Source organism: Apibacter sp. ESL0432, from assembly GCF_019469225.1.
Classification (GTDB): domain Bacteria; phylum Bacteroidota; class Bacteroidia; order Flavobacteriales; family Weeksellaceae; genus Apibacter.
Map to the genome: position 1 here is coordinate 2,159,235 of NZ_CP048266.1, position 22,663 is coordinate 2,181,897.

The 22,663-nt window shown below is 28.7% G+C and carries 25 protein-coding genes; 7 read left to right on the forward strand and 18 right to left on the reverse strand.

Features of this window, described 5'->3' with window-relative positions; all coding sequences use genetic code 11:
* The first annotated feature begins 539 nt into the window (after window positions 1–539).
* The gene (locus GYM73_RS09285; protein WP_220233651.1) at window positions 540–2,645 is read left to right on the forward strand and encodes a leucine-rich repeat protein; all 2,106 of its coding nucleotides are present in this window, start codon (window positions 540–542) and stop codon (window positions 2,643–2,645) included.
* Between the two features lie 70 nt (window positions 2,646–2,715).
* On the opposite strand, the gene GYM73_RS09290 is transcribed toward GYM73_RS09285, so the two are convergent.
* From GYM73_RS09290 to rlmD, 16 genes are all read right to left on the reverse strand, one after another.
* Complete coding sequence (locus tag GYM73_RS09290; RefSeq protein ID WP_160542877.1) at window positions 2,716–3,645, reverse strand: glycosyltransferase; 930 nt, start codon at window positions 3,643–3,645, stop codon at window positions 2,716–2,718.
* Window positions 3,642–4,940, reverse strand: coding sequence for a glycosyltransferase (locus GYM73_RS09295; protein ID WP_220233652.1), 1,299 nt, complete (start codon window positions 4,938–4,940; stop codon window positions 3,642–3,644). Before GYM73_RS09295 ends, GYM73_RS09290 begins: the two co-directional genes overlap by 4 nt.
* Before the next feature lie 20 nt (window positions 4,941–4,960).
* Window positions 4,961–5,770: a DUF5672 family protein gene (locus tag GYM73_RS09300; RefSeq protein WP_220233653.1), complete on the reverse strand. Its 810-nt coding sequence runs from the start codon at window positions 5,768–5,770 to the stop codon at window positions 4,961–4,963.
* Entirely contained in the window at window positions 5,763–6,737 is a 975-nt protein-coding gene (locus GYM73_RS09305; RefSeq protein ID WP_220233654.1) for a glycosyltransferase, read from the reverse strand. Before GYM73_RS09305 ends, GYM73_RS09300 begins: the two co-directional genes overlap by 8 nt.
* Window positions 6,738–6,751: 14 nt before the next feature.
* The gene (locus tag GYM73_RS09310; RefSeq protein ID WP_220233655.1) at window positions 6,752–7,858 is read right to left on the reverse strand and encodes a DegT/DnrJ/EryC1/StrS aminotransferase family protein; all 1,107 of its coding nucleotides are present in this window, start codon (window positions 7,856–7,858) and stop codon (window positions 6,752–6,754) included.
* Entirely contained in the window at window positions 7,855–8,340 is a 486-nt protein-coding gene (locus GYM73_RS09315; RefSeq protein WP_220233656.1) for an acyltransferase, read from the reverse strand. The genes GYM73_RS09310 and GYM73_RS09315 overlap by 4 nt, the downstream gene beginning before the upstream one ends.
* A complete protein-coding gene (locus tag GYM73_RS09320; RefSeq protein ID WP_220233657.1) occupies window positions 8,337–8,747 on the reverse strand; it encodes an FdtA/QdtA family cupin domain-containing protein in 411 nt (136 codons plus the stop codon). Before GYM73_RS09320 ends, GYM73_RS09315 begins: the two co-directional genes overlap by 4 nt.
* A complete protein-coding gene (locus GYM73_RS09325) occupies window positions 8,740–10,005 on the reverse strand; it encodes an ABC transporter ATP-binding protein (protein ID WP_220233658.1) in 1,266 nt (421 codons plus the stop codon). The genes GYM73_RS09320 and GYM73_RS09325 overlap by 8 nt, the downstream gene beginning before the upstream one ends.
* A 58-nt stretch (window positions 10,006–10,063) precedes the next feature.
* Window positions 10,064–10,924: an ABC transporter permease gene (locus tag GYM73_RS09330; RefSeq protein ID WP_220233659.1), complete on the reverse strand. Its 861-nt coding sequence runs from the start codon at window positions 10,922–10,924 to the stop codon at window positions 10,064–10,066.
* Between the two features lie 13 nt (window positions 10,925–10,937).
* Window positions 10,938–11,807, reverse strand: coding sequence for a glucose-1-phosphate thymidylyltransferase RfbA (gene rfbA, locus GYM73_RS09335; protein WP_220233660.1), 870 nt, complete (start codon window positions 11,805–11,807; stop codon window positions 10,938–10,940).
* A 4-nt stretch (window positions 11,808–11,811) separates the two neighbouring features.
* Window positions 11,812–12,336, reverse strand: a complete 525-nt coding sequence (locus GYM73_RS09340) for a hypothetical protein (protein ID WP_220233661.1) — start codon at window positions 12,334–12,336, stop codon at window positions 11,812–11,814.
* Window positions 12,337–12,344: 8 nt separating this feature from the next.
* On the reverse strand, window positions 12,345–13,397 hold the full coding sequence (gene rfbB, locus GYM73_RS09345; RefSeq protein WP_220233662.1) for a dTDP-glucose 4,6-dehydratase: 1,053 nt from the start codon (window positions 13,395–13,397) through the stop codon (window positions 12,345–12,347).
* Window positions 13,398–13,412: 15 nt separating this feature from the next.
* Window positions 13,413–14,723, reverse strand: coding sequence for a UDP-glucose/GDP-mannose dehydrogenase family protein (locus GYM73_RS09350; RefSeq protein ID WP_220233663.1), 1,311 nt, complete (start codon window positions 14,721–14,723; stop codon window positions 13,413–13,415).
* An 82-nt stretch (window positions 14,724–14,805) separates the two neighbouring features.
* A complete protein-coding gene (locus tag GYM73_RS09355) occupies window positions 14,806–15,486 on the reverse strand; it encodes a DUF6048 family protein (protein WP_160542890.1) in 681 nt (226 codons plus the stop codon).
* Window positions 15,452–15,934 (reverse strand): DUF6452 family protein, encoded by a 483-nt coding sequence (locus GYM73_RS09360; RefSeq protein ID WP_220233664.1) that lies wholly within the window; start codon window positions 15,932–15,934, stop codon window positions 15,452–15,454. The genes GYM73_RS09355 and GYM73_RS09360 overlap by 35 nt, the downstream gene beginning before the upstream one ends.
* 2 nt (window positions 15,935–15,936) lie before the next feature.
* Window positions 15,937–17,343 carry a 23S rRNA (uracil(1939)-C(5))-methyltransferase RlmD gene (rlmD, locus tag GYM73_RS09365; protein WP_220233665.1) on the reverse strand — a complete coding sequence of 469 codons (1,407 nt, stop codon included), beginning with the start codon at window positions 17,341–17,343 and terminating at the stop codon, window positions 15,937–15,939.
* Between the two features lie 179 nt (window positions 17,344–17,522).
* Between rlmD and GYM73_RS09370 the strand changes: the two genes are divergently transcribed.
* Window positions 17,523–18,707, forward strand: coding sequence for a pyridoxal phosphate-dependent aminotransferase (locus tag GYM73_RS09370; protein WP_220233666.1), 1,185 nt, complete (start codon window positions 17,523–17,525; stop codon window positions 18,705–18,707).
* A gap of 103 nt (window positions 18,708–18,810) precedes the next feature.
* Here GYM73_RS09370 and GYM73_RS09375 read toward each other — a convergent pair whose 3' ends face one another.
* Window positions 18,811–19,137, reverse strand: a complete 327-nt coding sequence (locus tag GYM73_RS09375; protein WP_160542894.1) for a YegP family protein — start codon at window positions 19,135–19,137, stop codon at window positions 18,811–18,813.
* 211 nt (window positions 19,138–19,348) lie between these two features.
* The gene (locus tag GYM73_RS09380) at window positions 19,349–20,143 is read right to left on the reverse strand and encodes an RNA methyltransferase (protein ID WP_160567870.1); all 795 of its coding nucleotides are present in this window, start codon (window positions 20,141–20,143) and stop codon (window positions 19,349–19,351) included.
* Window positions 20,144–20,223: 80 nt separating this feature from the next.
* Here GYM73_RS09380 and GYM73_RS09385 point away from each other — a divergent pair, with 80 nt between their 5' ends.
* The 5 genes from GYM73_RS09385 to GYM73_RS09405 all read left to right on the forward strand — a co-directional run bounded on the left by GYM73_RS09385 (window position 20,224) and on the right by GYM73_RS09405 (window position 22,594).
* Window positions 20,224–20,670 carry a ribonuclease domain-containing protein gene (locus GYM73_RS09385; RefSeq protein ID WP_220233667.1) on the forward strand — a complete coding sequence of 149 codons (447 nt, stop codon included), beginning with the start codon at window positions 20,224–20,226 and terminating at the stop codon, window positions 20,668–20,670.
* Entirely contained in the window at window positions 20,667–20,942 is a 276-nt protein-coding gene (locus GYM73_RS09390) for a barstar family protein (RefSeq protein ID WP_220233668.1), read from the forward strand. The genes GYM73_RS09385 and GYM73_RS09390 overlap by 4 nt, the downstream gene beginning before the upstream one ends.
* 73 nt (window positions 20,943–21,015) lie before the next feature.
* Entirely contained in the window at window positions 21,016–21,741 is a 726-nt protein-coding gene (locus GYM73_RS09395) for a polyprenol monophosphomannose synthase (protein WP_220233669.1), read from the forward strand.
* Entirely contained in the window at window positions 21,738–22,106 is a 369-nt protein-coding gene (locus GYM73_RS09400) for a DUF4296 domain-containing protein (RefSeq protein WP_220233670.1), read from the forward strand. Before GYM73_RS09395 ends, GYM73_RS09400 begins: the two co-directional genes overlap by 4 nt.
* Before the next feature lie 5 nt (window positions 22,107–22,111).
* On the forward strand, window positions 22,112–22,594 hold the full coding sequence (locus GYM73_RS09405; RefSeq protein WP_220233671.1) for a thioredoxin family protein: 483 nt from the start codon (window positions 22,112–22,114) through the stop codon (window positions 22,592–22,594).
* The last annotated feature ends 69 nt before the right edge of the window (window positions 22,595–22,663 follow it).

Consider the following 22,663-nt stretch of genomic DNA (forward strand, 5'->3'; position numbering starts at 1 on the left):
ACTATCTCTTCTCAAAGTTCATTTAGTTCAAAATATGAATTGTATTTATTGCATTTTTAATTTTTTTAAGTTAAGTTTTATCTTCTTTAGCTAATAAATAAAAACTCTAAATTTAAATACAACTAATTATTATTAGCTTCTTATGCTTCATTTTATTTTATATTTATTAATTAATATTTTCATTGCTAATATTTTTATCCAAACTTTTAAATTATTGATTACAAGTATTTTAATTATTATAAGTGTACACCTATAAACAATTTGTTTACGTTTTAAATATAAATTTATATTTATTTTTTCGATTAAAGTATAAATATTTTTATTAACTTTGTTTCATATACTAATGTAATTATTATATGTGCACATTAATAATTTACTGATTTATTTAACTAAAACTAACACAAATGAAATATTATGCTATATACAAATCAATATCTTTTTACACCCATTAACAATTTAATAATGGATATCCTCTTATGATTATAATATCATAATCAAATAAAAAAGTATTCAAATACATTTTAATAAAATTAATTATTATGAAAAAATTTATTTTTTTTATGCTTTCTATTTTCTTAATAGGAGCAGTTTGCCATGCACAAGTTTATAAAGAGTTAGATATTAAATCACCCGGAACCTTATCCCAATTAGTTACTTCTGATAAAAGTAAAATAACTCACCTTAAGTTAACAGGTTCAATAAGTAATGAAGACATTAAAACGATACGGGAAATGTCTGCTCTTAATAATTTGGATTTAACTAAAGTAAAATTATCAGACAACAATCTACCAAAAAGGGCTTTTTCTAATTTCAAAGGCCATATATCATTACCTGCAACTCTTAAAGTAATACCTTCCAACACTTTCATTTCATATTCAGGAAGTATTACTTTACCTTCTGCATTAGAAACTATTGAACATAAGGCTTTTTTAGCTGCTAAAATCGATAAACTAGATTTTTCTAATACTCCTAATTTACATACGATTGATTATTCTGCATTTGAAGGGCTAACCTTAACAACAACCAATAATACTTTAGATTTTTCTAAAAATTTAAAATTAAATTCTTTTTTGCCATATGGTAGTTCTGTTGCAGGTCCTTTTACTGGATTTGTAGGAAACGTAATTTTACCAAATAATCTTAAAAAAATATCAAATCTAATGTTTGCTCAATTTTCCGGTAGCATTACTTTACCTGCAGCTCTGGAAACTATAGAGCACAAAGCTTTTATATACTCTAAAATTGATAAACTTGATTTTTCCAGTACTCCTAATTTAAATACTATTAATTACTCTGCATTCGAAAGACTTACTTTAACTAAAACCAACAATACTTTAGATTTTTCTAAAAATTTAAAATTAAATTCTTTTCTTCCTTATGGTAGTGCTGCTTCAGGACCATTTACAGGGTTTGTTGGAAACGTAATTTTACCGAATAATCTTAAAGAAATTTCAAATCTTATGTTTTCTCAATTTACGGGTAGCGTTATTTTACCTTCTGCCTTAGAAACTATTGAGCAAAGGGCTTTCTTATTTGCTAAAATTGATAAACTTGATTTTTCCAGTACTCCTAATTTAAGTACTATTAAAGACCGAGCTTTTGAAGGTCTACAAATTACAACGGATAAAACCATAAATTTTCTTAAGAATATTAAATTAAAGTCATTCCCACCGCATGTAAATTCTGCCTCAGGCACATTTTCAAATTATACAGGACATGTTATTTTACCTATAAATTTAACTAGAATTTATAGCTATATGTTTTCTAAATTTAACGGAAGTGTTTGCTTACCTGTAGCTTTAAGGGTTATCGATCATAGAGCTTTCTTATACGCTAATATAGATAAACTTGATTTTTGTAAATCAATTATATTAACAGAAATTAAAGATAGAGCTTTTGAAAATTTAAATTTAACTGAGAATAAAACTTTAGATTTTTCTAAAAATTGTCAATTAAATACTTTTTCTTCTAATCCAGGTTCCAACACCGGATCGTTTACTTTTTTTACAGGTAATGTTGTTTTACCTCAACACCTAAAAAAAATATCCAGCTTGACGTTTTCACAATTTAGAGGTAATGTAACTTTACCCCCATTATTGGAAATCATAGAAGATAATGCATTTATTTATGCTAAAATGAAAGAGATTGTAATTCCTTCAACTGTTAATTATATAGGCAATTCTGCTTTTATAGAAAATTCTACTTTAGAAAAAATATTTAGCAATAATCCAACCCCTCCTGCATTAGGAAAAAATGTATTTAAAGGTGTCAACACAATAGCTACTCAATTAATTGCTAATACTTGTGCCTATGCAGAAGCTGATCAGTGGAAAGATTTTATTAAGAATGCAGATTTGGTTGCTTGTGGTAAAAAAGCAAACTTTGCTTTTAATAATTATTTAACTACAGAACCTCAGATTAATGTATATCCCAATCCAAACAATGGCTTATTTAGTATTAATTTAGGAAATATATCCGAAGGGTCTATTGAAATTTCTAATATAAACGGAGGTATTATTTATTCTAAAAAATTCAATGGAATAAACGAAATTTATGTGGACATACAAACTCAGCCTTCCGGTATTTATATTGTTAACGTTATTTCAAATCAAACAGTAATAACTAAAAAAATTATAAAAAATTAATTATTAGGACAAAAAAATCGGGTTAATAACCCGATTTTTTTTAGCTTTATACTATAGAAATGTAAAATTACTACAAAAAATTCATTCCTTCTTTTTCTGAAACTTTTTTATTTTTTAATATCTCTTTCTTTTTTATTTTTAATACAACTTTAAACTTATCAAATATTAGTTTGATTGATTTCTTATCAAAGAAAAGAAGGGCTTTAAATAAGTCTGCTAAAAGTAATCTGTATTCAACTAATTTTCTATTTCCTTTTAAAAGTGGATTTGAAATATCTAATAAAACTTTTCTTTTATATTTTGTTAGTAATGCATCAAAATATACATGAGGAGGTCTTTCTTCCCTATCATGATAAACTTTAACAGAAGGAACTACCCCCACTTTCAATGAAAAATAATGTATTCTGTGGACATAATTATCATCTTCTCCATAATGATAAAAAGTTGGATTAAACCCCCCAATTTTTTCTATAATTTTTTTGGAAAGAAGCCAACAGGCAGCTGGAACAAAATCAAAATCACAAATTAATTCTTCACTTACTTTATGTGTACTTAATACAGAATAAAGATACCTACTTTTGTAAGGATTTACACAATTGTAGAACCCTTGATCAATTAAATTTCCTTCCCCATTCATATGTATAGGACTTAAAATTCCATAGTCCGGATGATCTATACTATTTTTTAATAACACTTCAACAGTTCTTTCCTGTATCCATGCATCTTGATTTAATAAAAAAAAATAGTCTGCCCCCTTTTCAAATGCTCTTTTAATTCCTATATTATTAGCTTTCCCAAAACCATCATTTGATTGATTTTCGATAAGCTCAACGGATGGATAATTTTTCTTAATAAACTGAACACTTTCATCTGTAGAAACATTATCAATTGCTATTATATTTATTTTTATAGAAGAATTGAAAATGGAATCAAAACATTTTTGTATCCAATTCTTTTTCATTCCATTATAAATAACGATTATAGCATAAACATTTTTCATATTTTTTTATCAATTAAATTTTGATAAATTTCCAAACGACGATTTCCTAATACTTCTTGTGTATAATTAGCTTTAACAAAATTTTGTGCTTTTTCAGCTATTTGATAGGCTTTTTCTTTATGGTCAAATAAATATTTAATTTTCTCAATAAATTCTTTTCCATTTTTTGCAATCATAACCTCTTCCGTATCTTTTGCATCAATTCCTTCTATTCCTATTATAGTTGTGACAACAGGAGTAAATTGCGCCATTGAATATAGTATTTTAGTTCTTATACCGCTACCTGTTCTTATAGGAACTATTTGAATACTATTACGAGAATATGATTGCAAGTTCTCTACAAAACCCAAAAATTTAATATTTTCATAAGATTCAAATAATTTTTGATTTTCAATTGACCAATTTCCAATAACTTCTAATTTTAAATGAGTTTCACGATATACTTCTTCATATAATTCATTAATAAACCACCTTAGTCCATCAAAATTAGGAGAATGTACATCTGAACCAACAAAAATCAATTTTTCAATAGTAAATTCTTCTTTAGCATATTTACAAAAAGCACTCTCTAAAATAGGAAATGGAGAATTATATATATTATCCAATGATAATAATTGTTCCAACTTTTTCTTATCAATATCGCTAAATGTTATAACTGCTGAATACTTCTCCAATATTGCTTTTTCCATACATTTTAAAAGATTATAAACGTAGTTGTTGTAGTTGTAATCATTGAGTTTTTCTGAATTAATGATTTGTCTTGAAGTATTTAATCTAGCAAACTGAAGCTCATGATGTACAAAAACCGTTGGAATGCCTTTTGGCAGCGTAAAAATTAAATTCATGAATCCAAAATGTTCAACTTGTATGATATCTAATTTTTCTTTTTTAGAAATTTCACTTATTTTTTCAATATAATCTTTATTTAAGGGTCTGATAAAATTTACACAATTTTGTAAATCTTCTTGAAAAATATTCTTCGTAATAAGTATATTATCTTTAGTTGAAAGAAGGTTTGATAATTTATATAAGAAAGTTATAATTTTATTAAAAAAATTTTTAATTAACGGTTTTTTAATTTTTTTAGGAATACAATTAATAGTGTAGATATCTACTTCCGGCCATTGTTTTTTTAATTCTTCAACCGCTATTATATGATTTTGCTTTTTTAAGATAAATATAAAAATGAGCTTCATTTTTTTTCTTAAATAATCTGCAATTGCATATTGAGCTACTATTCCACCTTCAGATAGCGGATAAGGAATAATAGGGGTAAGAATTAGAATTTTTTTCATTATTCAATTATGAAATAAGGCTATTTATCTTTAATATAATTTTTCCAGAATATACTATTTTTCTGCCACGCGTGACAGCCAAAAGGCAGTCCGGGATAAATAAATTTCATTGCAATATTGGGGCATGGATCTATAGAAAATTGTACTGCTTTTTTATAATTTGGTATTTTCAACTTTTTTATAAATCCTTTATTTACTTCATAACTCCAAAATACATCTTCATTAAAAAGAGAAGTTGAGTCATTACTTGTATATTGATCTATAATATTTTGATCGTAATTCAATAAAATTTGGTAAAACTTTTCTGTTTTACGCAATGAAAGCCCACCATTTCCAACTTTATAATATAATGAATTTTCAGTAACCTTCTTCTTTAAAATAGAATTAAAATACTGTTTGGCAAAAAATTTTAATTTTTTAAATTTTGTTAAATTATATATTGAATAGGTAAACCAAGGTGCTCCAATATAATCATAGTTTTGATTACACCAATATTCCAACTTGTCTTTAAATACATAACAATCTAATTGGTATATTAGCAAGTATTTATAATTTAAAAATTTTTCATAAAAATCTACACTGAGCATTAATTTATTGTATGATTTTATATTTTCAAAAAAAAATAAAGGAAATCTTTTATGTTGTAGGTTAATAGTCTCGTAGTTTTGTGCTATTGTATAATACGAATTTAATGACAAATTTTCAGGACAAATAAGACAGATAGAATATCTTTTCCCTAAAATTTTTAAAACTTGTTTAAAAGATATTTTTTCAAGATTAGATAACTCTTTTTTGTAAACTGGAATAATTATAGTTGCTAATTTATCCATTTTTATTGCTTAAAATTGCTTGTAATTTATAATAAAAGGAAATCAAATTAAGAGATTTTTCATATAGTTTTATTTTATTTTTATGTGATAAAGCATTTATACCCCATATTTTGCACATAATTGTGATCCTTTTATTTATTTTCATACTTTTTAAATATTTATATAGGTTTTTATTATCCTTTATAAAAGAATCCTTTATTAAATAATTAAAAGCACGTTGGGCTATTGGCGACTTATTTTTATGTTTATTATATATTTTAATATCATCAACCACCCATTTATCTCTTGATAAAACTTGTGTAAAACTACTGTTATGTATCCTATACTTAGCGGAAATGTAATCCGAATAATGTACTTTATATATTTCAGCTATTCTCAACCACATATCATAGTCTTCATAATTCAAGCTTTCATCAAAATATCCAATTTCCGAAAAAATTTTACTTTTTATCATTATGGACATAGCCGGTATAAAATTCCCTTTTAATAAATCTTCATAAATATTTTCGGAATTTATATGAAATACATTAGATTTATATTTTTCAATAAATTTGCTCTCTATAGGACTTGAATTTTCATCTATAAGAAAAGCATCAGAAAATACCATTCCTACACGATCATCTGTATTCTCTAATAATTGTACTTGGATTTCAGTTTTTTTAGGTAACATGAGATCATCCGTTGCTATCGATGAAATATATTTCCCTTTGGCCACTTTATATCCGTCATTTATAGTTTTACAAATTCCCTTATTTTCGGTATGCTTTATAAATTGAAATGGTTTATTATAAGTGAGCAACCACTGATCTATTTTTTTTACACTATCATCTGTGGAACAATCATCAACAATTATTAATTCAATGTTCTTATACGTTTGCTGATCAATACTATCTAATGTTTCTACTAGATGCTTGCTATTATTATAATTGATAGCTACTATACTAACTAATGGTAATTCTTTATCCACAACAAGTTTATAATTTAAAATTGATTTATTTGATCAACTACTTTTTTTATTTCATCTTGAATTAAAACAGGTGAAATGGGAATGCTTAAAATTTCATTACTTAATTTTTCTGTTATTGGTAATTGTAAATGATTATAGTTTGAATATGCTTCCTGTTTATGAGGTGGTATAGGATAATGAATTAAAGTTTGAATATTATTTTTTGATAAATATTCTTGTAATTCATCTCTTTGTTTGCATTTAATTACAAATATATGCCAAACATGCTCATGGTTTTGAAGACAATTTTCAATTTTAGGTAATTCAATCTTAGGATTTTTAATATGGTTTAAATAATAATTAGCAACCTCTCTCCTTTTCTGATTTTCTTGATCATTATATTTCAATTTTAGGTTAAGAACTGTGGCTTGTATTTCATCTAACCTACTATTTAATCCTTGATACTTATTTACATATTTTTTCTGTGACCCGTAATTAGCCAAAGTTCTTACAGTTTGCGCTAATTCAGTATCATTGGTACATACTGCTCCCGCATCTCCTAAAGCTCCCAAATTTTTCCCCGGATAAAAACTAAAACCCGAAGCATCTCCTAAGTTTCCGGTTTTAATTCCTTTCCATTCGGCTCCAATTGCTTGAGCATTATCTTCAATAATTTTTAAATTATAATTTTGTGCCAATAATTTTAATTCATTGGAAAACACGGCTTGTCCATATAAGTGGACAATCATGATTGCTTTAGTCTTAGAGGTTATCTTTTCTTCAATTTTTGATATATCTATGTTAAAGGTTCGTTCATCAGGTTCTACAAAAATTGGGATCAATCCATTTTCTGAAACAGCTAAAACCGAAGCTATGTATGTATTGGCAGGAACGATTACTTCATCCCCTTCATTTATTACTCCTAATTCTTTATATCCTTTAATTATTAATCGTAAAGAATCCAATCCATTGGCTACTCCAATCGCTTCTTTTACACCAATATATTTTGCCAAATTAATTTCAAATTCTTTAGCTTTTTCTCCTAAAAGATACCATCCTGACCTATATACTTTTATAATTTCATCTTCGATTTCTTTTTGAAATTGAAGATTGATTTTTTTCAAGTCTAAAAATTTTATCATAATTTTTGAATCTTACCTTCTTTTGATATTGTGCCTTGTTGAACTGCGGGATTGCCATACCAAACCGTATAGGGGGGAATATCTTTCGTTATTACACTTCCTGCTCCAATTAAGCTATATTCTCCAATACTATGTCCTGCAATTATAGTTGAATTTGCTCCTATAGATGCTCCTTTTTTTATAATTGTTTTTTGGAATTCACTAGGATATTGCTTTGAACGGGGTATTAAATCATTAGTAAAGGTAACATTGGGACCAATAAAAACATCATCTTCTATAGTGACACCGTCCCAAATCTGAACACCGGATTTTATGGTTACATTATTTCCAATTGTAACATCGTTTTCTATAAAAACATTAAAGTTGATATTACAATTATTACCGATGATTGCGTTTTTTAAAATTACACAAAACTGCCAAATGAAAGTATTATCCCCGATATTGTGAGTTTGTACATCCGATGTTGGATGAATTTTAATCATTTCGTTAATTTTTTAAATTCGTCATAATCTCTTATGTAATCTTGTTCAATATACAATTCAGAAGCTAGACATAGTAAGACTGCGTTATGTGAAAATTTTATATCTCTCCAAATTTTACTGGGTATATATAATCCTTTTTCGGGAGAATCTAAGATAAACGTTGATTTATTGCCATATATATCTTCTATGTTAAACTCAATAGTCCCGGAAAGCGCAAATATCACCTGTTCAAGATCTTTGTGAGCATGACCTCCTCTATGTACATCCTGTGGAGTAAAATAAGTCCAATAAACCCTTTTTATATCAAATGGAATATTACGATTTTCTTCAGCAACCGTAATATATCCTAATATAGAAGACCCTATTTTTGGTAATTCAATAATCTTTGGTTTATTCGTTCTATCCATAAAATTTATTTGAAAAATTAAGATCCGGTCGTAATACACCTGGAAGTAAATTACTGTTAAATCCTAAAGATTCGTTTATTATTTCAAATTGAATTACTTCGTTTTGTATGTATAATGGATATCTCTGATCTTCTCCAAAAATCAAATTAAATTTATAAACTCCTGCATTTAAAAAATTAGGTTCTATTTGACCTGTAACCTTATAAATACCTCTTTTTGAATCTTTATTTTTTGTTATTAATTCTCCTGTATGAAAAATAGTTATTTCATCTGAATTACGTAATTCAAATGTAGCATCTAAATTTATTCCAACTTTATTATTATAAAATACTAATTCAAATTGTACTCCTGAAGAAATTGTTAGATAACTTCCATTTATCGGTTGAGTATTAAATTTAAGTATTTTAATATTTTCATTACCCGGAGCTGTTTCAATATCTCCTTTATGTTCTAGAAAGGATGAAATATTAGTTAATTTTTGATAGTATTCTACAGATTCTAATGCTCCCCCGATATAAGACACACCCCCATGTTGCATTACAACCCCTTGATTACAGAGAGTTCTGATGGCAGCCATATTATGACTTACAAATAAAACGGTTCTTCCATCATTAATACTAACATCTTTCATTTTACCCAAACATTTTTTCTGAAACTCTGCATCTCCTACAGCTAATACTTCATCAACTATAAGAATATCAGGTTCTAAATGTGCTGCGACTGCAAATGCTAAACGAACATACATTCCTGAAGAGTACCTTTTCACGGGAGTATCTATATACCTTTCAACACCTGAAAAATTTACGATTTCATCAAATTTGGATCGTATTTCTCTTTTAGTCATTCCTAAAATAGCCCCATTTAAAAAAATATTTTCTCTGCCTGTTAATTCCGGATGGAAACCGGTTCCCACTTCCAATAAAGATGCTATTCTACCATTAATTTTAATACATCCTGATGTAGGAGATGTAGTTTTAGATAGTATTTTTAACAAGGTTGATTTTCCTGCACCATTTCTCCCTATAATACCTAAGACCTCACCCTGTTTAACATCGAAACTAACCTCTTTCAATGCCCATACATAATCTGAAGAACCTTTTGTCGTTCTATCATTCGTTTCCCCTATTTTAGCAAAGGGATCTCCCTTTCCCATCGTTTTCCACCACCATCTTTTTAAATCTTGCTGTAAAGTTCCGGTACCTACCTGACCTAATCTATATAGTTTTGAAATATTTTCTATTTTTATTGCTAAATTCATATTGAAAAGTAATGAATATATTTTTTATAAATTTTTTGATAATATAATAATTTACATATCATACAGTATCCATAAAGCTTCTTTCCACTTTGTTAAAAATTATGATACCAAAAAATATGCTAAAAAAAGCAAATAGAGTACTATATAATAAGCCTCCCCAACTCAAAACTCCTTCTCCTAAAAAGCCGTATTTAAAGGCTTCTATGATCGGTGAAATAGGGTTAATCATAGCTAACCAATGAAAATTTTCGGGAAGTTTGTTATAAATCATGGATATAGGATAAATGATTGGAGTAGCATACATAAGTAATGACACTCCAAATGACAACAAATAAGATAAATCTCTGTATTTAGTTGTCATGGAACTAATAATCATACCTATTCCTAGTCCTATACCTGCCATAAGAACAAGTAAAATAGGAAGTAAAATTACATATATATTTATTTGAAGATGAACTCCTTTAAGTATGTAATAAAACAAAAATATCAGAAATAAAATAAACTGAATTAAAAATTTCAATAAATTACCGATAACTATTGACAAAGGCATGATTAAGCGAGGAAAATATACTTTTCCAAATATACTTGCATTATCTCTAAATACTGATGAAGTTCCCGATAAGCAATCTTGAAAATAATTCCAAAGAGTTAAACCCGATAAATAAAATAAAATTCCAGGTATTCCATCTGTTTTTATACCGGCAATCCCTCCAAAAACAACAGTAAACATTAAAGAAGTTATAATTGGATTTATAAAAAACCATAGGGGGCCTAGAATGGTTTGCTTATAGTTAGCAACAAAATTTCTCCTTACCATAAGGACTAATAAGTCTCTATAATCCCAAATTTCTTTAAGCTTAAAATCTAATAAAGAATGCTTTGCACTTATATTTTCAGTCCATTTTTGAGTTTCTTCCATTTAATAATAAGTACTAACGTTTATAATAGGTAATATTTTTAAGATATTCTCCATATCCGCTTTTTCCATATTTATTAGCAATCTCATATAATTTTTCAATAGTAATAAATCCTCTCTTATAAGCAGTTTCTTCAATACATCCAATTTTTATACCTTGTCTTTTTTCAATTACACGTATATATTCTGTAGCATCATGAAGAGAATCAAAAGTTCCGGTATCCAGCCAAGCTGTACCTCTGTCCATTACTCCAACTTCCAACTCTTCGTTTTCTAAATATACTTTGTTTACATCTGTAATTTCATACTCTCCTCTAGCTGACGGCGTTAATTGTTTTGCTATTTCTACTACTTTATTATCGTAAAAATATAATCCCGGTACTGCATAGTTTGATTTTGGATTTAATGGCTTTTCTTCAATGGAAATAGCTTTCATATCTTCATTAAATTCAACTACCCCATATCTTTCAGGATCATTTACATGGTAAGCAAAAACTATAGCTCCTTTTGGATTGGTCTTGGATCTCAATAATTGGCTTAAGCCTGATCCATAAAAAATATTATCTCCTAATATTAATGCCACCGAATCATCTCCTATAAATTTTTCACCTATAACAAAAGCTTGAGCTAACCCATTCGGCGTATCTTGGATTTCGTAAGTTAGGTTACATCCGAAATCTGAACCGTCTCCTAACAATTTTTTGAATGCCTCTTGATCATGAGGTGTGGTAATAATTAATATATCTTTAATTTCTGCATCCATTAAAACCGATAATGGATAATAGATCATAGGCTTATCATAAACAGGCATAAGTTGTTTACTTACTGCAATGGTAAGTGGGTATAACCGTGTTCCGGATCCTCCAGCTAATATAATTCCTTTCATATAATTATTTTATTATAAATGTATTAAACATAACATTATAATCCGACCTATCTTTATTATTTTTATCTTCAACTATTTGTAAAGTAATTGTTTTATCTTCATAGTGCATAACCCCTACTTCACCGTATACTTTGTCTCTGGTATCATCGGCTTCGTAATAGGTAGTTATCCAATTGAACTTACCATGATGGATTGATTTATTTTTGCTTGTAACTTTAAAATTTACTTTTTGATAAAAAAATTGAAGTTGATTGATTTGATCACTTATTATAGAGTCGGCAGATAATTTTTTATTAAAAATGCTAATCGCTATGGTACTTTCTACTTTGTAATTTGTGTATTTGTCTAATTCAAGATATCTAACACCTTCTTTGAAATAATCGTTTTTAACTTTCCAATGTAAAGGTAAATTAATAGATAATCCTTCTTTTTGATAGGTATTCGTTGTTTGTTTTTTACTTTCCTTACTTTGTGTACAAGAAGTTATTATAAGTAACAACGAAAAAATAAATACACTTATTTTACTCATGATAGGTATTACGTTAAATCATACTGTTCATCATAATATTTTCGGTATGAGCCGCTGGTTACGTGGCTTAACCAATCTTGATTATCCATATACCAATCAATAGTCTTAGTTAATCCTTCCTCAAAATTTACGGAAGGTTTCCATCCTAGCTCTTTGTTTATTTTAGTAGCATCAATAGCATAGCGTAAATCATGTCCGGGACGATCTTTAACAAAAGTTATTAATTTGGCACTTTCTCCTTCTTTTCTTCCTAATTTCTTATCCATCAATTTACATAATAAGTGAACTAAATCAATGTTTTTCCATTCATTAAATCCTCCTATATTATAATTTTCTTTGTTTTTTCCCTTATGAAAAACCAGATCAATAGCTACGGCATGGTCAATTACATACAACCAGTCACGGGTATAATTTCCATCACCATATACAGGTAAAGGGTTATTATTTAAGATATTATGAATTAACAACGGGATAAACTTTTCAGGAAAATGATTGGGACCATAATTATTAGAACAATTGGTAATTACCACCGGTAAATCATAGGTATCTGTATATGCTCTTACAAAATGATCAGATGAGGCTTTTGAAGCCGAATAAGGGGAATGAGGATTGTATTTTGTTTCTTCAGTAAAAAAACCGGTTTCACCTAATGTACCATATACTTCATCGGTGGATACATGATGAAATCTTTTACCCTCATAATTTTTATTCCATACTTTTTTTGCAGCATCTAAAAGAATAACCGTTCCTATAACATTAGATTTTACAAATTCTAAAGGTGTGGTTATGGATCTGTCTACATGAGATTCAGCGGCTAAGTGTATTACTCCATCCGGTTGAAATTCAGAAAATATTTCTTTTATTTGTTCTTCGTTAGTTATATCGGCTTTTAAAAATTGGTAATTAGGCTTATTTTCAATATCTTTTAAATTTTCTAAATTACCGGCATAAGTTAATGCATCTAAATTTAAAATTTTATATTCCGGATACTGATTTACAAACCTTCTGACTACATGAGATCCGATAAATCCGGCACCTCCTGTAATTATTAATTTTTTCATTTATTTAAAAATTATCTATCCATTTATTAATTTCCTACCAATACTTTTATAATAAAAGCCATGAATTTGTAATTCATCTAGATTATAAAGGTTTCTTCCATCAAAAATAGCTTTTTTATTCATCTTTTTTTCTAAAATATCAAAATGAGGATTTCTAAATTCGCCCCATTCTGTTACAATAATTAATGCATCTGCACCTTCTACACAATCATACATATTGTTGGCATATTCTATTTTATTGCCTAATATTTTTTTTACATTATTGACGGCAATCGAATCGTATGCTTTAACTTTTGCTCCTTTTTCCAGAAGCATATCAATTATTTCAAGTGAGGAAGCTTCCCGAATATCATCCGTATTTTCTTTGAAAGCTAACCCCCAAATTGCTATTTGTTTATTTTTTAAATCTCCTAAATATTTTTCGACTTCGGGTACTAATATGGTTTTTTGTTTTTGGTTTACCTCTTCTACAGATTCCAAAATTTCAAAAGTATATCCAACTTCTTTTCCGCTTTTAATTAAAGCTTTTACATCTTTGGGAAAACAACTTCCTCCATATCCTACACCCGGAAATAAAAATCGATTACCGATTCTTTCATCCGACCCCATACCTAATCTTACTTTATCAACATCTGCTCCTACTTTTTCGCAGTAATTAGCTACTTCATTCATAAAGGTGATTTTGGTGGCTAAGAAAGAATTGGAAGCATATTTTGTTAACTCAGAAGATTTTTCATCCATCTTTATCATTTTAGCACCGGCATTAGTTAAAGACAAATAAATTTTATCCATTATTTCAAATGCTTTCTGTGAACCGGCTCCCACAATTACTCTTTCAGGGTTCATAAAATCTTCCACAGCATATCCTTCTCGTAAAAATTCCGGATTTGAAACAACATCAAAAGGTACTTGTGTTTTTGATTTTATCAGGTTTTTGACTTTTTCTGCTGTACCTACCGGAACCGTACTTTTATTTACAATTAAGGTATATTCAGTCATTAAATTTCCTATTTGACCGGCAACTTCCAGTACGTAAGACAGATCCGCTGAGCCATCTTCTCCCGGAGGAGTTGGCAAGGCTAAAAATATTACATTTGAAACTCGCATTGCTTCACTCAAATCTGTGGTGAAAAACAAACGACCTCCTTTTATATTTCTCAGAAATACTTCTTCTAATTGTGGCTCATAAATGGGTACTTGCCCATTTTTCATCAAGGTAACTTTTTCTTCATTTATATCAACACAATGTACACTATGTCCCAAATCTGCAAGGCAGGTTCCTGAAACCAGTCCTACATATCCTGTACCAACAATTGTAATATTCATATATTTAAATATTTTACAAAAATATAATTTATATTTTATTAATTATTTTATCTATTAGTAATACTATAGGTTTTCAATAGGATTAAAATAATTTATAAGATATCCCCCAGAAAAGAGATATATTTGCCGATCCCTTATCTTTTCCATACCCGGGAATAACTAAATTGTCTACATTTTTCTGTTTGCTGGAAAACAATAGAAATTTAGGACGAACCATGAAATCAATATAAAACGGTGAGTTTCCAATTTGAACTTTAGCTCCTGCAACTGCTTCTAACCAGCCGGAACTTACATTTGCTTCCGGTAAAGAACCTTCTCCAATTATTTGTATTTGTCCTTCGGGATTCATTCCCTTAAGAGGATATTTTTTTACATTTTGCTTGAAGGGGGAATAACCAAATCTTCCTCCTATATAAAACCCTTCGCCTGATTTTTCATAGTTGTTAGTTAAAATATAATTTATTCCTATTTCTCCAAAAACTCCTTTTGCATCAATATTCCAGTTATTTTTATTATAAATATTTTTTTCATACCCTACTTCGGCAACAGCCAACCACCTATTTTTAATTTTATAAGCGATAAAACTACTATAATTTTTTTTATCTGCAAAAAAACCAGCAACCGGATTTAATAAATCCACTCCTATAAATAGTTGATGCTTTGGATTTTTTACCGGAATAGAATCGTTGCTTTTTGTTTGGGAATGAGCATATATACCCAGAAATACACTAATAAGCAATACGTAAATTCGTAGAGGATTCATTATAAATTTGATTAGTTTGACCTGTTATGGATTTTATAGTTGTAAGCGCAGTTGCATCATAAGTTACCTCATTAAATATTACCTTGAATCCACATGCCTTTGAAACAAACTGTTGATCAGTCAGGTATTTTATTGTAATAATATTTTTACTTGAATCCGGAGTATGCAGTGTATCGTATAAATAAAAAACAGTTTCGTCGGATAAAGAATTTAAAGGTAATTGAATACTGTCTTTTCCAAGAAAGACACCTTCCGAATGTACAGAACCATCCGGCATTTTCCTGTCAACATATAATCGAGTTTTCTTATATTTACTACCTAAACTATCCAATTCTATAGTCAATCTCGGTGTAGTAACTTTGTCGCAAACATCATCATCTACACAAGAAAAAACAAGTAAACCTATAAAGAATAGGACGAATAGTATATTTATTTTTTTTTGAATCATTTTTATTTTAGTTTAAGAAGCGCAACGCTTTCAACATGATAAGTCTGTGGAAACATGTCTACAGCTTGAACTTTTACAACCTCATATTTTTCTTTCATCAACTCCAGATCCCTAGCTTGTGTTGCAGAATTACAACTTACATAAACTATTTTTTGGGGGGCTATGCGTAATATAGTTTCTACTACATTTTTATGCATTCCTTCTCTCGGCGGATCGGTAACAATAATATCCGGATGACCGTTTTCATGAATAAATTCTTCCGTGAATATATCTTTCATATCACCACAATAAAAACGACAATTTTTAATATTATTATATTCAGCATTTTCTTTCGCAGCATTTATTGCCTCGGGTACCGCTTCTACTCCGACCACCGTTTTTGCTTTACGAGAAATAAATTGCGCTATGGTTCCTGTTCCTGTATAAAGATCATACACTACTTCATCGCCTTTTAAATCTGCAAAATCTCTTGCTATTTCGTATAATTTTACGGCTTGTTTATAATTAGTTTGAAAAAATGATTTGGGTCCAATTTTAAATTTTAGTCCTTCTATCTCCTCCGTTAAAAAACCATTTCCATGGAATATTTTAACATCCAAATCATATAAGCTGTCATTTCCTTTAGAATTTATTGCATAAAGAATCGTTTTTACTTCAGGAAATTCTTCGCGAATATAGTTCAATATTTTGCCAATATTTTGCTCATCCTCTCTAAAAAACTGTAACAAAACCATTAGATCATTTTTAGAGTTAGAACGAATCATTAATGTTCTAAGAAATCCACTTTGTTCTTTAAAATCATAAAATTCCATCTTATGCTTTAAAGCAAACTCTTTAATTGAATTTCTGATTTTATTTGAAGGTTCTTGTTGTAAAAAACATTCTTTAATGTCTAATACTTTATTCCATTGTTGAGGTATGTGAAAACCCAACGCATTTTTATCTTCAATATCTATATCGGATTGTATTTCCTCAGATGTCAACCATCGAGCATTAGAAAAGGAAAATTCCATTTTATTTCTGTAGAAATACTTATCCGTTGAAGGGACAATGGTTAATTCTTGAAAATTATCAATTTTTCCAATTCTTTTTATATTATTGTAAACCTCTTTCTCTTTATATTCTAATTGTTTTTCATAAGAAAGATTTTGCCATTTACAACCTCCGCATATTCCAAAATGCATACATTCGGGATCCAATCGATCAGAAGAATATTTAATAAAATCTAAAACTTTAGCTTCGTAATAATTTTTTTTAGACTTAATTACCTGGGCATTAACTACATCCCCCGGTACGGCATATCCTACTAATACTGTTTTTCCTTCTTCAGTTTTTCCTATCGCAACCCCTTTAGCTCCGGCAGTAGTAAGCTCTAAATTGGGGATTTGTATATTTTTTTTTCTTCTCAAATTACAGAATATAAAATAAGATTACAAAAATACACAAAAAATGTATTCTATAAAAAGAGTTTATATTTACTGATTTTGAACTGAATACTCTTCATATTTTTATCTTATAAAACTATTTTAATCTAAAAAAATACTGTATTTTTGAGTTTTGAAAAACAATAAAAATTAATTAGTCCAAAATGAATTTATTATCCGATCGCGTTAATCGTCTTAGCTATTCTCAAACCTTTGTTATGTCTAACAAAGCTCGAGAATTAAAAGCTCAAGGAATCAATGTTATTAGCTTAACTTTGGGAGAGCCTGATTTTGAAATTCCTGAATTTGTAAGGGAATCTGCCATCAAAGCGATTAATGATGGTGTTAAATCCTACACCCCCGTTCCCGGATATCTTGAATTAAGAAAAGCTATTGCTAATAAATTTAAAAGAGACAATAATTTAGAATATAAACCTGATCAAATAGTTGTTTCGAACGGAGGAAAACAGTCTATTATTAATGTATTGCTTTCAATCATTAATGATGGAGATGAAGTAATCGTTCCTGCTCCTTATTGGGTAAGCTATTATGAAATGGTTAAACTTGCCGGGGGGGAAAATATTGTGGTAACTACTACCATTGACACTGATTTTAAAATCACACCCGAACAGCTTGAGAATGCTATAACTCCAAAAACCAAAGCGTTTTTATTCAGCTCTCCATGTAATCCTTCGGGAACTGTTTATACTAAAGAGGAATTATATGCCTTAGCTAAGGTATTGGAAAAGCACCCTAACATAATTATTATTTCTGATGAAATATATGAATATATAAATTATGAAGGAAAACACGAAAGTATAGCTCAATTTCCTGAAGTTTTTAATCAGACTGTAACAATTAACGGCGTTTCCAAATCGTATGCCATGACAGGTTGGAGAATTGGATATTTAGGAGGCCCAAAATGGCTTACTGATGCTTGTGATAAAATTCAAGGACAAATGACCTCAGGGGCAAATTGTATTGCTCAAATGGCATCTATAACAGCTATTGAAGCTGATCCTTCGGTTATTAATTATATGATTGACGGTTTTAAAAAGAGAAGGGAGCTTGTATACAATTTACTAAATGAAATTCCTGGATTTAAAGTTAATAAACCGGCCGGAGCATTTTATTTCTTTCCTGATGTATCTTTTTATTTTGGAAAAACTATTCAAGGACGTAAGATTACAAATTCCGATGATTTTGCTTTATTATTATTAGAAAAAGCACATGTAGCTACAGTAGGTGGTGTATGTTTTGGAGACAGTAATTGCATACGATTATCGTATGCGGCTTCTGAAGAAGATCTTATTGAAGCTTTAAAAAGAATCAAAAATACCCTATCGTAAAAAAATCATTTCTTAGTTATAAAAAATAAAAGCTGTGAAAATTCACAGCTTTTATTTTTAGTAAATATTCAAACCTAATTTATATAGGCTCCGGTCAATTTTTCTATTTAGATAAATCAACCGTTTCTGCTGTCGGGGCATTGTTCATTACTGATTTTACACCATTCTTAGCATTAGTTTCATTGTCATAAAGCTCGCTGGTTCCTACTATTTGTCCGTTACCGGCTTTTAAGTTAAAAAACCATTTTTTGTTAGAGGACTGTTTCAATTCAAAACGATCTTCGTTTTTGGAATTTCTTTTTACAGAACTAACACCTTTTTGACAATTTGTTTTTTGGGTATATCCTTCACTTGCCAGGATAATTTGCCCGTTTTTTGCTTTCAGTCTAAATCGAAAAGCACCTGATTTGTCTTTAAAAATTTCAAACATAGTTGTACAAATTTTAGTCTTACTTTATTAAGCTTTTTAGTGTTATTTATCCAACTATATTACAATATTCTTGTTTTTTTCAACAAATAATAGAGTAACAATGTTCTCTTTTTCTAAACAATTTCATACAAAGATATAAGTTCTAATTAATAAAGAACAAGAATAATATATTTTTATGACATAATACACATAAAGTTTGCAAATATTATTTTCATAAGTGCTTGTTTAACATGATTTTTTGTCTTTCCACTTCATAACAAACAATTGCAACTGCATTGCTTACATTTAATGAATCTATTTGTCCTTTCATAGGAATTAGTATATTTTCTTTTATTTTATCTTTCCAAAAATCAGAAATACCGGAATGCTCTGTTCCAAATATGACTGCAGCTGATTGGGTAAAATCAACATTTTGTATAATTTTTGAAGTTTCAGTCATATAAGTAGCATAAATTGGCACATCCATTTTTATAAGAAAATCATATATATTTGCATTATTTGTTGATATAATAGGAATATTAAAAAAACTTCCTACCGATGACCGTAGTACATTGGGATTATACAGATCTGCTTTTTCTTCACATACTACAACCATATCTACACCAAACGCATCTGCTGACCTGCATATTGCCCCAAGATTACCCGGTTTTTCAATTGATTCAATAACCAGGATAAATGGGCGATCCGGTAATTTTATTTGATCTAATTCATAGGTCTTATATTCATAAACCCCCAGTATGCCTTCAGATAGTTTCCTATAAGCGATCTTATCATAAACAGATTGTGATACTTCATATTTTATAGCGGAAGAAGGCAGTGTTATAGAATCTTGAAAAATATGTGGTTGTATGTAAAATTCAATAGGAACAAAACCATTTTTTAAGGCGAAAAAATTTTCATTTTTGCCTTCAACAATGAATTTTCTTTGACTTTTCCTTTCTTTACTTTTTTCTAATAATTTTACTAAATTCTTTATTTTTGGATTTTTATTACTTTCTATATACATGATATAAAAGAAATTTGGCAAAAGTAAAAAAACTTATTCATTATTTAGATAATTTTATTACTTATATTTGATTTATTAGCATGAAAATTAAAAAACAATCCTTTTTTTATAGTCTTTTCTTTAGTGTTTTAGTAATAATTTCCTTAATCCTTAGTTATAACCTTTCAACCAAAAAATTAAATCTTGGGCAATTTAATATAGAACAGCTAAGTTCAGAAGATATTGTTATAAATTATATAAAAATACATCATTCCTTACCAAATTATTATATTAAAAGATTAGATGCGCGTAAAGCCGGTTGGAAACCCGAAAAAGGTAATTTATGTCAAATACTACCGGGAAAAATAATTGGAGGGGATATATTTAAAAATAGAGAAAATAAGATTCCATCGAAAAAGGGAAGAAAATGGACGGAAGCCGATTTGAATTATAAATGTGGAATGAGAGGTACCGATCGTGTTATTTTTTCGAATGATGGACTAATTTTTGTAACTTATGACCATTATAAGACTTTTCAACAAAGATGAAAACAGTTTCTTTTGATTTCCACTCTATTTCTTCTTTACCAAAATTTTACCGAGTTTTTCAAAAAAAATTCGGCCTTGATTCTCATACGGCCAATAATTTGGACGGACTTTGGGATACGCTTACCGGTATTATTGAATTACCTGTTAAAATTAATTTCCAAAATTTAGATTTAGATAAAATTCAAAAGTTTAAACAATTAATTGCCTTATTTGAAGAAGCTGAAAAAGAAACTAATAGAGAACTCGTGTTTTCTTATTTTTTATCCAACTAACTTATAATTTTGGATTACCTTTGTTGATAGTGTTGCTAGAAACATAAATTTACTTTATTAAAAACAATATACTGTGTCCGATAAAAAACTAGTCATAATTCCTACATACAATGAAATTGAAAACATTGAAGATATCATTTCATGTGTGTTTAGCCTGGAAGAGGATTTCGATATATTGATTGTAGATGATTCTTCTCCTGATGGCACTGGAGAGAAGGTTGCCGACTTAATTCCAACATATTCCAATCGTCTTTTTTTAGAAGTTCGAAGTACTAAAAATGGATTGGGAAGAGCCTATATCCATGGTTTTAAATGGTCATTGCAAAAGGGATATGACTATATTTTTGAAATGGATGCTGATTTTTCACATAATCCGAATGATTTAATTAAACTGTACCAGGCTTGTAAAAATGGAGCAGATTTAGCTGTTGGTTCTCGTTATTGCCAGGGAGTTAATGTAGTTAATTGGCCGATGAATCGTGTGCTACTTTCTTTTTTTGCCTCTAAATATGTGCGTTTGATTACCGGATTGCCCATTAACGATTCTACTGCCGGTTTTGTATGTTTCACTCGAAAAGTATTAGAGGAATTACCTCTAGATCAAGTGGAATTAGTAGGATATGGCTTTCAAATTGAAATGAAATTTAGAGCGTATTGCAAAAAATTTAAAATTGTAGAAATTCCTATTATATTTACAGACCGAACTAAAGGAAAATCGAAGATGAGTGGAGCCATCATCAGTGAAGCTGTTTTCGGAGTAATTAAAATGAAATTTATGTCTTTATTAGGAAAATTATGAGGCTTTATTTATATATATTTATTAGTCTGTCTTTATTGCTTTTTTCTTGTCAACATCCTCTTGAAAAACCTGATCATCTCCTCTCTAAAAAGGATATGATTGCTATTTTAAGTGACATATATTTATATAAACAAACTCCAACCAATCTTCCATTGAATCAAGAAACTGCTTTTGATACATACGTTTCTATATTTAAGGCTCATCATACCACTAAAGAAATTTTTCAAAACAGTTACATATATTACTATACAGATGTAAATGCTTTACAGCATATATATGATAAAGTTATTGATAATCTTAAAAGTAAATTAACTAAAGAGCAACAACAACAATTAAAAGAAGAAGAATCACCCGAAAACCCTTGATAAAAATGAAAATTAAATTTTTAGTTCTATGTATATTTTTTGTCTCAATGGTATTTTCACAAGATAAAAAAATATATAATCCTGATGATCATGCTCAACAAAAAATTGATTCTTGTATTAGTGAAGCTAAAAAAGAAAAAAAATTTATTTTGCTTCAAATCGGTGGAAATTGGTGTATCTGGTGTATTCGATTCAATACTCTAACTCAAAATAACGAGGCTATAAAGAATATTTTAACGGAAAATTATATTGTATATCATTTAAATTATTCAAAAGAAAATAAAAATGAGCCTATTTTAGCCAAGTTAGGATATCCTCAACGTTTTGGTTTTCCAGCATTCGTAATCTTAAATGAAAAAGGTGAAAGAATTCATACGCAGCAATCTGATTTTTTAGAAGATAACAATTCAGGATATGACGTTAAAAAAGTTGAAAAATTTTTAAATGATTGGTCTCCAAAAGCCCTTGATCCCAATTTCAATAATTAATTGAAGGTACTTTCGTTTGTTATTAAAAGCGTATGTTAGCTAATAAAAGCTATTATTTATTATTCTAAA

Excerpts from the sequence above, each read along its gene's own strand:
- GYM73_RS09370 (WP_220233666.1), top strand. The coding sequence starts at position 17,523 with ATGAATTTATTATCCGATCGCGTTAATCGTCTTAGCTATTCTCAAACC.
- GYM73_RS09405 (WP_220233671.1), top strand. The coding sequence starts at position 22,112 with ATGAAAATTAAATTTTTAGTTCTATGTATATTTTTTGTCTCAATGGTA.
- GYM73_RS09315 (WP_220233656.1), bottom strand. The coding sequence starts at position 8,340 with ATGATTAAAATTCATCCAACATCGGATGTACAAACTCACAATATCGGG.
- GYM73_RS09320 (WP_220233657.1), bottom strand. The coding sequence starts at position 8,747 with ATGGATAGAACGAATAAACCAAAGATTATTGAATTACCAAAAATAGGG.
- GYM73_RS09350 (WP_220233663.1), bottom strand. The coding sequence starts at position 14,723 with ATGAATATTACAATTGTTGGTACAGGATATGTAGGACTGGTTTCAGGA.
- GYM73_RS09375 (WP_160542894.1), bottom strand. The coding sequence starts at position 19,137 with ATGTTTGAAATTTTTAAAGACAAATCAGGTGCTTTTCGATTTAGACTG.
- rfbA (WP_220233660.1), bottom strand. The coding sequence starts at position 11,807 with ATGAAAGGAATTATATTAGCTGGAGGATCCGGAACACGGTTATACCCA.
- GYM73_RS09340 (WP_220233661.1), bottom strand. The coding sequence starts at position 12,336 with ATGAGTAAAATAAGTGTATTTATTTTTTCGTTGTTACTTATAATAACT.
- GYM73_RS09385 (WP_220233667.1), top strand. The coding sequence starts at position 20,224 with ATGAAAATTAAAAAACAATCCTTTTTTTATAGTCTTTTCTTTAGTGTT.
- GYM73_RS09355 (WP_160542890.1), bottom strand. The coding sequence starts at position 15,486 with ATGAATCCTCTACGAATTTACGTATTGCTTATTAGTGTATTTCTGGGT.
- GYM73_RS09400 (WP_220233670.1), top strand. The coding sequence starts at position 21,738 with ATGAGGCTTTATTTATATATATTTATTAGTCTGTCTTTATTGCTTTTT.
- GYM73_RS09300 (WP_220233653.1), bottom strand. The coding sequence starts at position 5,770 with ATGGATAAATTAGCAACTATAATTATTCCAGTTTACAAAAAAGAGTTA.
- GYM73_RS09380 (WP_160567870.1), bottom strand. The coding sequence starts at position 20,143 with ATGTATATAGAAAGTAATAAAAATCCAAAAATAAAGAATTTAGTAAAA.
- GYM73_RS09390 (WP_220233668.1), top strand. The coding sequence starts at position 20,667 with ATGAAAACAGTTTCTTTTGATTTCCACTCTATTTCTTCTTTACCAAAA.
- GYM73_RS09330 (WP_220233659.1), bottom strand. The coding sequence starts at position 10,924 with ATGGAAGAAACTCAAAAATGGACTGAAAATATAAGTGCAAAGCATTCT.
- rfbB (WP_220233662.1), bottom strand. The coding sequence starts at position 13,397 with ATGAAAAAATTAATAATTACAGGAGGTGCCGGATTTATCGGATCTCAT.
- GYM73_RS09310 (WP_220233655.1), bottom strand. The coding sequence starts at position 7,858 with ATGATAAAATTTTTAGACTTGAAAAAAATCAATCTTCAATTTCAAAAA.
- GYM73_RS09360 (WP_220233664.1), bottom strand. The coding sequence starts at position 15,934 with ATGATTCAAAAAAAAATAAATATACTATTCGTCCTATTCTTTATAGGT.
- GYM73_RS09290 (WP_160542877.1), bottom strand. The coding sequence starts at position 3,645 with ATGAAAAATGTTTATGCTATAATCGTTATTTATAATGGAATGAAAAAG.
- GYM73_RS09295 (WP_220233652.1), bottom strand. The coding sequence starts at position 4,940 with ATGAAAAAAATTCTAATTCTTACCCCTATTATTCCTTATCCGCTATCT.
- GYM73_RS09325 (WP_220233658.1), bottom strand. The coding sequence starts at position 10,005 with ATGAATTTAGCAATAAAAATAGAAAATATTTCAAAACTATATAGATTA.
- GYM73_RS09285 (WP_220233651.1), top strand. The coding sequence starts at position 540 with ATGAAAAAATTTATTTTTTTTATGCTTTCTATTTTCTTAATAGGAGCA.